This is a genomic window from Brevundimonas sp., from assembly GCF_035999125.1.
GTDB lineage: Bacteria > Pseudomonadota > Alphaproteobacteria > Caulobacterales > Caulobacteraceae > Brevundimonas.
On record NZ_DASYGX010000013.1, the window covers coordinates 103987 to 115600 of the forward strand.

The 11614-nt window shown below is 70.3% G+C and carries 15 protein-coding genes; 2 read left to right on the plus strand and 13 right to left on the minus strand.

Going from position 1 to position 11614, the window contains the following annotated elements; translation table 11 throughout:
• Window positions 1-155 precede the first annotated feature (155 nt).
• Both VGN45_RS11780 and VGN45_RS11785 read left to right on the plus strand, forming a co-directional pair.
• The gene (locus tag VGN45_RS11780) at window positions 156-992 is read left to right on the plus strand and encodes a hypothetical protein (protein WP_327462664.1); all 837 of its coding nucleotides are present in this window, start codon (window positions 156-158) and stop codon (window positions 990-992) included.
• A gap of 2 nt (window positions 993-994) precedes the next feature.
• Entirely contained in the window at window positions 995-1279 is a 285-nt protein-coding gene (locus tag VGN45_RS11785; protein ID WP_327462666.1) for a hypothetical protein, read from the plus strand.
• On the opposite strand, the gene VGN45_RS11790 is transcribed toward VGN45_RS11785, so the two are convergent.
• The 13 genes from VGN45_RS11790 to VGN45_RS11850 all read right to left on the minus strand — a co-directional run bounded on the left by VGN45_RS11790 (window position 1264) and on the right by VGN45_RS11850 (window position 11586).
• Window positions 1264-1698, minus strand: coding sequence for an HK97 family phage prohead protease (locus tag VGN45_RS11790; protein ID WP_327462668.1), 435 nt, complete (start codon window positions 1696-1698; stop codon window positions 1264-1266). The two genes, VGN45_RS11785 and VGN45_RS11790, sit on opposite strands and share 16 nt — an antisense overlap.
• Before the next feature lie 172 nt (window positions 1699-1870).
• Window positions 1871-2092 carry a hypothetical protein gene (locus VGN45_RS11795; RefSeq protein ID WP_327462670.1) on the minus strand — a complete coding sequence of 74 codons (222 nt, stop codon included), beginning with the start codon at window positions 2090-2092 and terminating at the stop codon, window positions 1871-1873.
• Window positions 2089-3231 carry a phage portal protein gene (locus tag VGN45_RS11800; RefSeq protein ID WP_327462672.1) on the minus strand — a complete coding sequence of 381 codons (1143 nt, stop codon included), beginning with the start codon at window positions 3229-3231 and terminating at the stop codon, window positions 2089-2091. The genes VGN45_RS11795 and VGN45_RS11800 overlap by 4 nt, the downstream gene beginning before the upstream one ends.
• Before the next feature lie 10 nt (window positions 3232-3241).
• On the minus strand, window positions 3242-4390 hold the full coding sequence (locus tag VGN45_RS11805) for a phage head spike fiber domain-containing protein (RefSeq protein WP_327462674.1): 1149 nt from the start codon (window positions 4388-4390) through the stop codon (window positions 3242-3244).
• Window positions 4390-4656 (minus strand): spike base protein, RCAP_Rcc01079 family, encoded by a 267-nt coding sequence (locus VGN45_RS11810; protein WP_327462676.1) that lies wholly within the window; start codon window positions 4654-4656, stop codon window positions 4390-4392. The genes VGN45_RS11805 and VGN45_RS11810 overlap by 1 nt, the downstream gene beginning before the upstream one ends.
• Window positions 4657-4761: 105 nt before the next feature.
• Window positions 4762-5220, minus strand: a complete 459-nt coding sequence (locus VGN45_RS11815; protein WP_327462678.1) for a helix-turn-helix domain-containing protein — start codon at window positions 5218-5220, stop codon at window positions 4762-4764.
• Entirely contained in the window at window positions 5217-5537 is a 321-nt protein-coding gene (locus tag VGN45_RS11820; RefSeq protein WP_327462680.1) for a DUF4258 domain-containing protein, read from the minus strand. The genes VGN45_RS11815 and VGN45_RS11820 overlap by 4 nt, the downstream gene beginning before the upstream one ends.
• An 86-nt stretch (window positions 5538-5623) precedes the next feature.
• Window positions 5624-6796: a DNA-packaging protein gene (locus tag VGN45_RS11825; protein ID WP_327462682.1), complete on the minus strand. Its 1173-nt coding sequence runs from the start codon at window positions 6794-6796 to the stop codon at window positions 5624-5626.
• Window positions 6768-7178, minus strand: a complete 411-nt coding sequence (locus VGN45_RS11830; RefSeq protein WP_327462684.1) for a hypothetical protein — start codon at window positions 7176-7178, stop codon at window positions 6768-6770. The genes VGN45_RS11825 and VGN45_RS11830 overlap by 29 nt, the downstream gene beginning before the upstream one ends.
• Before the next feature lie 110 nt (window positions 7179-7288).
• Window positions 7289-10438: a PAS domain S-box protein gene (locus tag VGN45_RS11835; protein ID WP_327462686.1), complete on the minus strand. Its 3150-nt coding sequence runs from the start codon at window positions 10436-10438 to the stop codon at window positions 7289-7291.
• Between the two features lie 52 nt (window positions 10439-10490).
• Window positions 10491-10928: a YcgN family cysteine cluster protein gene (locus VGN45_RS11840; RefSeq protein WP_327462948.1), complete on the minus strand. Its 438-nt coding sequence runs from the start codon at window positions 10926-10928 to the stop codon at window positions 10491-10493.
• A gap of 29 nt (window positions 10929-10957) precedes the next feature.
• A complete protein-coding gene (locus VGN45_RS11845; protein ID WP_327462688.1) occupies window positions 10958-11332 on the minus strand; it encodes a transcriptional regulator in 375 nt (124 codons plus the stop codon).
• Window positions 11332-11586, minus strand: a complete 255-nt coding sequence (locus VGN45_RS11850) for a type II toxin-antitoxin system HigB family toxin (protein ID WP_327462690.1) — start codon at window positions 11584-11586, stop codon at window positions 11332-11334. The genes VGN45_RS11845 and VGN45_RS11850 overlap by 1 nt, the downstream gene beginning before the upstream one ends.
• Window positions 11587-11614 lie beyond the last annotated feature (28 nt).

Genomic DNA, 11614 nt, shown 5'->3' on the forward strand with positions numbered 1-11614 from the left:
TGAGTTCCCTCTCCCGGCGGGAGAGGGCTTGAGCGCCCGAGAGCCCCTCGGGGCGATCGGCCGCGCGAAAGGGTGAGGGGCTGCCCTCACCGTCCTGACGCCCGGTCGCCCGAGCCGCCTTCTCAATCCCCGCGTTTCGCGGTTAGGGTGCGTCGATGCGCGACGCCTTCACCCCTCTCGAACGCGCCGCGCTGGACGGCCTCGCCTGGGAGCTGTCGGCCGTCGCCCCCGACCTCGCCGGCCAGATCGCCGAGAGCCTGCCCGGCCAGCGCCGCGTCCAGGGCCCGGTCTTCCTGACCGAGACCATCGTCGACCGTCGCCGCCCGAACCCGCCCGAGACCACCCACGGCCGCCTCGGCACGATCCACGTCCAGATCGACCACCTCGAACACCCGATCGCCTTCCAGGCCGAGTTCGTGAACGGCCGCCTGATCGCCCTCCACGGCGACGCCTACGGCCAGGACCTCTCGCGCGTGACCCTCACCGGCGACGTCGTCGACCAGGTCTTCGCGCTCCGCCCCGACGGGCGCCCGGTCCCCTACGACCTCCGCGACCGCGCCGAGGCCATCCGCGAGAGCAGCCCGCTCAGAAAGCTTCAGGCCAATCCCGACCCGCCGCCTGCGCCGCCGCCGCAGCCCGCCTACGACCCGCCTGCGCTCGACTCCGCCTTCGACGCCCTGCTCGGCAAGCGGAAGACCAAGGCCCTACGCCCGCCGCAGACGCCCCTGGAGGTCGCCGGCGCCCTGGTCTTCGGCCCCGGCGCCCTACCCCAGGGTCCGCCCCTTCACCCCACCGAGCCGACCGCCGAGGATCTGACCAGCGTCCGCATCGGCGTGGTCGTCCTCTGCATCCTCGTGTTCGGCGCCCTGACCCTGGCGACGGACATCCCGGTCGTCGTCGCCGGCATCCTCGTCTTCTGGATCGCCCGCCTGGCCCTCAAAAAGTCCGCCGTCGAAACGATCGCCCGTGCCCTCAGCGCGCGGAGGGCCTGACCATGTGGCCGTTCAGGAAGACCTTTCGGGCCAAGGATGCGTCCGCCTCCATCCGCTGGCGCTCCATCCACGTCGGCGTCGAGGGCGACGGGGTGACGATATCCGGGCTGCCGGTCTGGCAGCACCAGTGGCGTCCGGTACGCCTCTCGGTCGAACTTCCGCATCCCGCCCATCGGTCCCAGCGGCACCGCTACGACGTCTATGAAATCGGAGAGCCGCCCAACGCGGTGCGCTTCGCCGCCGGCGAGCTGTCGAACGGCGTCTGGGGCTTCTACGTCCCGGCCTGACTCAGCTCTTGTCGCGTCGAGCCGTAATCTCTTTCCGGCCTGAACCTCGCTCCCGGAAGCATCGGAAACGTCACCAGCGACACTTCCCACAGGTCCACCTCCACCAGCACCCGCAGCCGCCCCTCGCGCCGCGCCCGCACGCTGCGGAACCCGATCGACAGCCCGTCCATCGCCCCCGCCCGGCTCAGCGCCCGCGCGAACCGCGCCTCGGGCGACCAGTCGATGATCCGGCCCCGGACGAACAGGCCCAGCTCGTCCTCGCGCACCTCGTCCCAGACGCCGACCGGCGCGCGACCCTCGTGCTGGTGCAGCATCTTCACCGCGCCCGGCCCGCCCTTCGCCAGGCCGGCCGCGAACGCGCCCTTCGCCACCACGTCCCCGTTCAGGTCCGCCACCCCGAACAGCGAGGCATGGCCCATGATCTCGAACCCTTCTCCCCTCGTGGGAGAAGGTGGGCGGCGGAGCCGCTCGGATGAGGGGGCTGTCCGATGCGGATCGGACGACGGCGCGCGCGTCTCCACCAGCCCCCTCATCCGTCTCGCTCCGCGAGCCACCTTCTCCCGCGAGGGGAGAAGGCGATCCATCGTGTCCTCATCCCTCCAGCCTCCGCTCGATCCGCTCCAGCGCCTGCCGCGTCGCCGCGCCCTGTTCCTCCAGCCGGGCCAGCCGCTCGGCCACCAGCCGTTGCTCGTCGACGCGCTGCTCCAGCGCCCCGATCCGCGCCGCCGCCCCGCCGGCCCACACCAGCCCGCCGACCGTCTGCACCGCCAGCGCGCTGATCAGCGCCACCGGCCACCTGCGCCCCTCGCTCATGCCCCCAGCCCCGCCATGGCCCGCCGCTCCTCCGGCGTCAGGAAGCTCGCCGCCTCCAGCCGCGCCCACAGGGCGTCGCGCTCGCCCGACAGCGCCGGGACCTGGTCCAGATCGGGCGCGACCCGCAGACCCGAAAACCGGCCGCCCAGCCACCCGGTCAGCGCCGCCGCCGTCTTCCGCACCAGCGGAACCACCGTCCCGCGCCAGAAGGCCTGGTTGGCCTCGCGATAGTTGGCGTAGGTCGCGTCGCCGGGGATGCCCAACAGCTGCGGCGGCACGCCGAACGCCAGGGCGATCTCCCGCGCCGCCGCGTGCTTGCCGGCGATGAAGTCCATGTCGGCGGGCGTCCAGCTCATGGGCTTCCAGTCCAGCCCGCCCTCCAGCAGCAGCGGCCGCCCGGCGTTCACCGCCCCCATGTGCGCCTCGGCCATCTCGGCCTTCAGGGCGTCGAACTGCTCTGCCGTCAGCCGCTCCCCGTCGCCGGCGCCGAACACCAGCGCACCGCTCGGCCGCGCCGCATTGTCCAGCAGCGCCTTGTTCCACGCCCCCGACGCATTGTGCACGTCGATGGCGAAGGCCGCCGCTTCCAGCGGCGAAAACCCATAGTGGTCGTCGGTCGGGTGAAACAGCTTCAGATGCATCACCGGCGCCCAGCCGTCGGCCGCCCGCGCGATCCGCACGGACCGTCCGTCGACGGAGTATTCCCACGCCTCAACCCATCCGCCGCGCCCCGGCACGACCTTCACCCGGTCGGGCCGCAACGCCCACAGCTCCTCAGGTTCCTCGTCTCCGACGGCTTCCACATAGGCGTTGCCCGCCGTCTGCAGCTGGGCGTGCAGGCCCTCCAGGAACTCCACGCCCGACTGTTCCGCGTTCGGTTTGTCCAGCAACCGCGCGACCGGATCGTCCGCTTCCGCGCGCACCCCGTCGCGGAACACGCTCAGCGGCGTCGACGCCGCCGCCTCCGCCGTCATCCGCACGCAGCGATAGGCCACGGCGTTCCTGCCGAACCCCTCCGACGCCAGATGGGCATAGTCCCGCGGCGTCCACCGCGGCCGCCCCGCCCCGGTCAGGGCCATCACCGCCCCCGTCCGGCTCGCCTTCGTCTCGGGCGGCCGAGGCCGCATCCAGTCGAACATCGTCGTCTCCTCAGCTCGTCACGGCGGCCAGCGCGGCGTCCGACGCCGCCCAGTCCAGGCGCTCGATCCTCAGCGCGCGCCCGTTCAGCGGGTCCGCCCCGCCTCGGGCGCCGATCTCCAGATCCCCGATTTCCGGAGCCGTCGCGGCGACTGTGACCACGACGCCGTCCACCGCCAGGGCGATCCGCCCCGGCTCCCACGCCACGGCGGTCCGAACGGTCGTGCCCGACGCCGCCGCACCTCCCGCGACCAGCGAGACCCCGCCGATCGTCGCGGTCGGCACGCCGTCCACCAGCTCCAGCACCGCCGCGCCGCCGCTCGACGCCAGCGTCCGGCGCCCCGGCCGGTGGGCCTCCGCCGCCCAGTCGATCCGCACCGTGCCCCGCGCGCCCGACCCGCCCGTCAGGGTCAGCTGGTCCGCGCCGCGGGTCGCGGAGGCCGCGCCCGTCACGACGTCCGAAGACGCCGCCCCGGCCTCGCACTGCACGTTCCACACGTCGACGGCCAGGCTCCGCGACGCCCCGAACCCGCCCCTCAGCCCGATCTCCAGCGACGCCGTGCCGGACGCGGCGACCGAGGCGGAGGAAAACCTGCGCCAGACGCCGTCCACCTCGAACGCGGCATAGGCCGCGGCCCCCACATGCCGCATCAGAATCGTCCCCGACGTCTCGGCGCGGGCCCAGAACGACGCCGTGTGCGTCGCCCCGGCCATGACCGTGAACGGCTCATGGAACACCATGCTCAGGTGCCCGCCCTCGTCGACCGGTCCCCGGTCCAGCGTCAGCCGCGTCGCCCCGGCGACGCCGTCCGGCCCCGGAACGGGCGAGACGCCGCGCACCGGCGTGACTCCGTCTCCGTTGACCGCCGGCGTCCATGACCCGGCCGTCAGATCCGCGCTGTGCCGCAGCAGATTGGTCGCCGGCCCCTCGATCAGAATCCCGTCCGCGTCCCATCGCGGCGCGTCCGGGCCGAAGGCCTCCAGTCCCTCCGGCGTCGCCAGCCAGGCCGCCGTGGACCGGGCGAACCCCACGCGCCCCACAGCCGTCGGATCGGCGCTCCAGCCGCCGTCGACGCGAAAGCTCGCGCGCGCGAAGTCCAGCAGCGCGCCTCCGGACGCCGCCCTTCCGGCGACGCCCAGCCCCAGGTCCACCGCCCCCATCAGTCGAACAGCGCCACGATCTGTCCCGCGGTCGTCCCCGTCGCCAGCACCCGCCGCACCTGAACCGGCGCATAGCCGGGCGCGTGGTTCGTCAGCGTCACCGCCGCCCCGCCGTCGGCCGGGACGACCCGCAGGTCGCCCCCCACGCCGAGGTACAGCGCCTTGGCGATCTGCGTCAGGTCGGCCGCGTCGTCCGGCGTCACCGCCGCGGCGCGCCGCGCCGGCGCTTGCGCGCTCGGCGCCCTGTGGGCATGGGCGTCGGTCATCTCGTCTCCTTGTTGTTTTGGAACCGATCGAGTTCGGCGTGGCGCACCCCAACGAGAAAAGCCGGCCCAAAGGACCGGCTTTCCAGCATCGACTTGTGGGCGGGCTCAGGCGGCCAGAAGCCTGTAGTTCTTGGGGTCCGAGGCATCGATGATGTGCGGCGCCGGGGAGGCGGAAGACACGCTTTTGCCGGCGATTTCTTTGACCGACGCGTCCTGGCCCAGGCTCTCGAGCGTCATCAGCCGCACCAGCGTCTCCAGTCCGGAATCGATGGGCGTTTCGCCACGCTCCCAGCGCCCCACCGTCTGGGCGTCCTTGTGCAGGATGTCGGCCAGTTCGGCTTGGGTCATGCCCAGTTCGCTCCTCAGGAACCGAAGCTCCTTGGGGTCCAGCCCCGTTTCCTTCAGGGCCAGCCCCAGGCGGATCACCTGATGCAGTTGGTTGATGTACGGAATCGAGATCGTCTCCTCGCCCGCCATGTCCTTGCAGACCGGCAGGTCGCGCAGGAACACGTTGTCGAGGCCGCACTCGGTGTACCGGTAGGCGTTCTCGAAGGGGTCGGTCACGTTTCGTCTCTCCACATCACTGAAATCAATTTGATGTCCATTTTACAGACGACGACGATCACTCTGACCGTCCGGCCGTCGCTGTTCGGCGTCTTGGCGTCCACCGCATACTTCCAGTGTCCGTGATCCGACTGAACGGGGTCATCATGGACGAACCCAAACTTGAGCACATGAAGGACATCGACCGTCGTCAGGTCGCGCTCTTCCAGTCGCTCACGGGCATGGATTTGGAAATGCAGCGTCAGTTCATCGCTTTTCGCGCAGGCATTGATCGCTCTCGTGGCATCGGCAGGGTTCCAAGGTTGCGGCTTGGCCATGCGGACGGCCTATCACCGTGATATATGGTGATCAATGTGGCGCGAGTTAATGCGTTCCCCGCAACTCTTTCATGTCGGCATTTTGGTCACACCACGCGGACGCGCGGTCTCGGCGTCTTGCGGTCCAGCAACAGGTCGGTGATCGCCCATACCAGGGCGTCGGCGCGGTCGGGGCTCGCGCCTCCTTCTCCCAGCGCCATCATCTCTTCTTCCAGGGCCGGAAACGCGCCGCAGTGGACGACCCGACCCTGCTCATACAGGGCCGCCACAGGCTCGGCCCGCAGGCGCTTCGCGCTGCGCGCCCAGACCGTGCGGATCGTCGCGCCGCATCCCGCCTGGGCCAGAAGCGTGCGCACCATCTCCCCGCCCTGGTTGGCTTCCGCCACCACGGTCGCGGCCTTGTGGCGCGCCGCCACGGCCGCGACGTGCCGCGCCCAACCGGCCGGCGAGCGGCCCCGCACCGTGGCGTCTTCCAGCACATAGGCCTTGTCGTCGCGCCGGCCGACCGCCACCACGCCGCACGCGTCCCCGTGCGCGGTCGCCGGCGGATCGACCGCCACGACCACCCGGTCCAGCCGGGCCGGACGCGCGCCGCGCGCCGCCCTCAGATCCTCCAGCCGGAACAGGGCCCCGTCGCTCTCGACGACGATCCCCTCCAGCTCCTGCGCCTCCAGCCGCGTGCCGCCGTACAGCGACCTCAGATGGTCCAGAAAGCCCGGCGACAGATTGGCCGCATTGGCCGACGTCGGCGATGTGGTCTTCACCAGCGCCGGCTCCGCCAGCAGCCGCCTCAGGGCCGCGATCGGCCGGGGCGTCGTCGTCACCGTCAGCCGCGGCCGGTCGCCCAGCCTCAGCCCCATCCTCAGATTGGCCAGCACCTCGTCCGGCCGGCGCCAGGCGCACAGCTCGTCGGCCCAGGCCGCATGGAACTGCGGCCCCCTCAGACTGTCCGGATCCTCCGCCGAAAAGGCATAGGCCACGCTCCCGCCCGGAAACACCAGCCGCCGTCGGCTGGCCTCCCAGTGAGGCGGCTCCTCGCCTCTCCACATCGCCTTCACGCCCGACGGCCCTTCGACCATCACTTCGCGCACGTCGTGCAGCGTCGGCCCGATCAGGGCCAGGGTACGGCCCCCCATCTCCGCCTGTCGCATCAGCCAGTGGGCGCCGGCGAACGTCTTTCCCGATCCCCGCCCGCCCAGAAGCACCCAGGTCGACCAGTCCCCCTCGGGCTCAAACTGTTGTCGGGAAGGCTTCCGCATCGCCGCCAGATGCCGGCGGCTGTCTTGGGCTGATGGTCCATCCTTCTCGTCGTCTGGACTCCACGGCGGATCGTACATCTTCGACCCGTTCCCAGAGTTCGCGATGAAGTCGTTCCAATTCCTCCGGGTCGTCGGGTTCGCTTCCACCGTCGTCGTCGCCCTTTTCCGCCTCGTCCTCCTCGACGTCCGGCGTCAGCGTCCAGATCGCCCTGCCCGCGCGCGCCAGATTGGCCACGCAGCGCGCCAGGCGGTCCACCGCCGCCACGTCGCCCTTGCCGACCTCCAGGTCGGCCAGCGCTTCCACGCCTTTGTCGATGATGCTGTTCAGCGCGGCGGTGAGTGCCCTCGCCCGCTCGTTCGCTTCATTTCCTTTTCCGGCCATGACGCAAATCTACCGTCCGAGCGCACCCACGTCGGAAAGTCGGAGAAGTTTTCGGCCAAGTTATTGATCTGTAATGACTATCTGGATCTCGTCGTCACAGTTGCGCGGGGTCAGCCGACGCTTCTGGCGGCCGCCTCGTCCCCGTCGTCCGTCTTGGCCGTCACCGCCGCCATGGTGCGCAGCAGCTCGGCCACCTGGATCGGCTTGCCCACGTGGGCGTCCATGCCCGACGCCCGGCACGCGGCCACCTGTTCCGGCTGGACGTTGGCCGTCAGCGCGACGATCGGCGTCCGTCCTGCGGGTCCGTCCATGGCGCGGATCGCCCGCGTCGCGTCCAGCCCGTCCATCACCGGCATGTGCACGTCCATCAGGATGACGTCGTAACTGCCCGTCCGCGCGGCCTCGACCGCCAGGGCGCCGTTCTCGACCGTCTCGATCGCCACGCCCATGCCGCCCAGGATCGCCGTCACCAGCTCGCGGTTGGCCGGGGCGTCGTCGGCCATCAGCACCTTCATCGCCGTCGGGGCGTCCACCGCCTCCGAAGCGCTCGCCGCGACCGCGCCCTCGGCCTCGATCAGCGGAATCTCGAACCAGAAGGTCGAGCCCGCGCCCGGGCGGCTTTCGGCGCCGATCTCCCCGCCCATCATCTCGATCAGCCGCCGGCTGATCGCCAGCCCCAGCCCCGTCCCGCCATAGGTCCGCGTCGTCGAGGCGTCGGCCTGGGTGAACCGCTCGAACAGGGCGGCGATCTTGTCCGGCGCGACGCCGATGCCGGTGTCCGCGACCGCCACCCTCAGCCGGTCCCCGGCCCGCCCGACTTCCAGCCGAATTCCGCCCGTTCCCGTGAATTTCGCCGCATTCGAGAGGAAGTTCAGCGTCACCTGCCGCAGCCGCCCCTCGTCGCCCATCAGGGCGTCCGGCAGGTCCGGATCGACGATCACCGCCAGCCCGATCCCCTTGGCCGCGCACTGGCTCTCGACGATGCCGGCGGCGCCCCGCGCCAGGGCCCGCGGATCGAACGGATGCGGGTCCAGATCGACCCGGTCGGCCTCCAGCTTGGAATAGTCCAGGATGTCGTTGATCACGCTCAGCAGCGCCTGGCTCGCCGTGGCGATCCGGTCGGCGTACAGCCGCTCCCTCGGACCCAGCCGGTCCCCCGCCTCCTGCAACAGCCCCGCGAACCCGACCACGCTGGTCAGGGGGGTGCGCAGTTCATGGCTCATGTTGGCCAGGAACTCCGTCTTGGCCCGCGCCCCGGCCTCGGCCACGTCGCGCGCCTCCAGCAGCTGTTCCTCCAGCCGCTTGGTCTCGGTGACGTCGCGCACCAGATCCTGGAACTCGATCGGCCGTCCCGCCGCGTCGCGGATGACCTTGGGATGGGCCTCCAGCCAGACTTCTTGGCCGTCCTTTCGCGTCGCCCGATAGCGCACCCGCGGCGGCTGGGCGTCCGGTCCCGCGGCCACATAGACTCCGAACGCCGCCTGCACGGCCGCCACGTCTTCCGGGTGCATGAAGTCCGAGAATTTGCGCCCGACCATGTCCTCCGGCGCATGCCCCACCAGGGCGACGATCGACGGCGACAGATAGGTGAACACCCCGTCCATGCCGTAGGTGGCGATCACGTCCGTGGCGTGGTCCGCCATCAGCCGGTACCGCGCCTCGCTGGCGCTCAGCGCCTCCTCGGCCCGGACCCGATCCGTGACGTCCTGGAACACGCCGAACAGGGCCGTCGTACGCCCGTGTTCGTCGCGCTGCGGCCGGCATTGGGACACGACGATCCGCTCCTGGCCGTCGGCGCGGATCAGCCTCAGCTTGAACTCGCCGCTCTCTCCCGTCCCGATCGCCTCGGCGCACCAGTCGCGCACCGCCTGACGGTCGTCCGGGTGATAGAAGGCGACCGCGTCGTCCAGGCTGGGATCGAACGTCTGGGGCGTCACGCCGTGGATGCGATAGACCTGATCCGACCATCGAACCTGGCCCGTCCCCACGTCCAGACGCCAGCACCCCAACCCGGCCAGATCCTCGGCCAGGCTCAGCGTCTCCACCAACTCCCGCTGGGCGCGCTCCGCCGTCTTCCGGGCCGTCACGTCCCTGACGCAGTCATGGAACTCGACCAGCCGCCCGGCGTCGTCACGGATCGCCCGCGGCGTGGCCTCCAACCAGATCGGCGTGCCGTCCGCCTTCAGCGCCCGGTACTCGTATCGCGGCGCCGGCGCCTCGGGACCGGCCGCGACGTAGTCCGTCAGCCTCCGTCGAACTTCCGCCAGGTCGTCTTCCGGAATGACGCCGGTGCAGTCCTTGCCGATCATCTCGGCGGGGTCGCGCCCCAGCACCGTCTTTGCGGAAGGGGACACGAACAGGAACCGACCCTTCGTGTCGAACCGCGCCACCACGTCGGTGGAGGTTTCGGCCATCAGGCGGAACAGGGCCTCGCTCTCCACGAGCCGCTCGCGGTCGCGCACCTGTTCGGTGATGTCCTGGAAAACGCCGAACAGGGTCGTGATCCGCCCTTCGGCGTCTCGGCCGACCTGAGCCTTGGCGCGCGTCACCCGCTCTTCGCCGTCGCCGCGATACAGCCTCAGCCGCGCGTCGTATCCCTCGCCCGTGGCGATCGCTCTCTGGACCAGCTTTCGGATTTCGGCCTGATCCTCGGGATGGTAGCGCCCCACGGCGCTGTAGGCGGTCGGATCCACCTCCCCCGGCTTCAGGCCGTGAATGCGGAAGACTTCCGCCGACCACGTCACCTCGCCGGTCTCCACGTCCAGCCGCCAGTTGCCCACGCCGGCCATGGACTCGGCCAGCTTCAGCGTCTCCACCCTCTCGGCCCGGACGCGCTCGGCGCGCGACGCTTCGATCTGAATGGCGGCCATTCGCGCCAACAGCCTCAGGCCTTGCGTCTCCGCCTCGCTCAAGGGCCCTCGCGGCTTGGTGTCGATCACGCACACCGCGCCGTCCTGGCGTCCGTCGGCCGTCGTGATCACCCCTCCGGCATAGAACCGCACCCCTTCTTCGGTGACCAGGCGATTGTCGACGAAACGGGGGTCGCGCACGGCGTCCTCGACCACCATGACGGCGCCTTCGCCCAGTTCCGCCGCATGGGCGCAGAACGATTCCCCCCGCGTCGTCCCATCGCCCGCGAAGCCATGGTTCGACCGGAACCACTGGCGATCGTCCTCAAGCACGGTGATCAGCGCGATGGGCGCGTCGAACATGGCGGCGGCCAGGTCCGTCAGGCGATCGAAGGCTTCTCGTCTCGGCACCGCGGGCTCCTGGCAAGGAGAGCACGGTTAATCGTTCATCGCTGACAAATGGTTAGCGCCGCGGCGGCGGCCCCCGTCCCCGCTCCGCCAGCCACTCCGGCGCCTCCAGGTCCAGCGCGTCCTCCTCCTCCGCCAACGTGTCCTCCGACACCGTCTGATTACGGATGGAAACCCCCGCCGCATGCACCGTCTCGGGATCTCCGCTGACCAGCGGATGCCACCACGCCAGATCCCGCCCCTCGTGCAGCCGGCGATAGGCGCAGCTCTTGGGCATCCACTCCAGCGCCTCGATGTTCCCCGGCGCCAGCTGGATGCAGTCCGGCACGTGCCGTTTGCGGTTCGCATAGTCCGAGCACCGGCAGGCGGCCGGATCGAACAGGCGGCAGTGCACCTTGGTCGGGATCACCTCCCCGGTGTCCTCGTCCTCGAACCGCACCAGACAGCACAGCCCGCATCCGTCGCACAGGCTCTCCCACTCCGCGGGCGTCATCTCGTCCAGCCGCTTGGTTTCCCAGAAAGTCACGCGGCGGCGATCGATCCGAGCAGCGCCTGGCTGGGGATTCCCCAGACGCCGTTCAACAGCCGCATCTGCTCCAGCGTCAGCTCGCGCCGGCGGTTCAGAATTTCCGACGCCCGCGAGCGCGATCCGATCAGGGTCGCCAGATCGGACTGCCCCATGCCCTTGCGCTCCATGGCGAAACGGATGGCCTCGACCGGGTCCGGCGGGTCCAATGGAAATCGCTCCTCCTCATACCGGGCCAGCAGCAGGCCCAGCGTCTCGAACCGGTCCGCCTCCGCGCTTCCCCGCGCGGGTTCATGGTCGAAGAAGCCCTCATACTCGGCCAGATAGGCGTCGTACTGCGCGTCGTCTCGAATGATGTGCAGCTCCGTCATCATACAGTCTCCGGATCGATCCTGTCGTAGTCGGCGTGGGCGCCCACGAACTTCACCAGCACCTGCTTGAAGGTGAAGGAGACGCGCGCCACCAGCCGGTAGTTGTTGCCGCCGATGTCGAAGATGATCCTGCCGTCACCCACGAAATCGGCCGAGTTGAAGTCGTTTCGAACATCCTGCGGCGTTTCCCATCGCGCCGCACGGACATGGTCGTACCAGGCGATCAACGGCCCCTTCGCGCGAGGATGCCGCATCCAGAAGGCTTGAAGTGTGCGGCGCGCC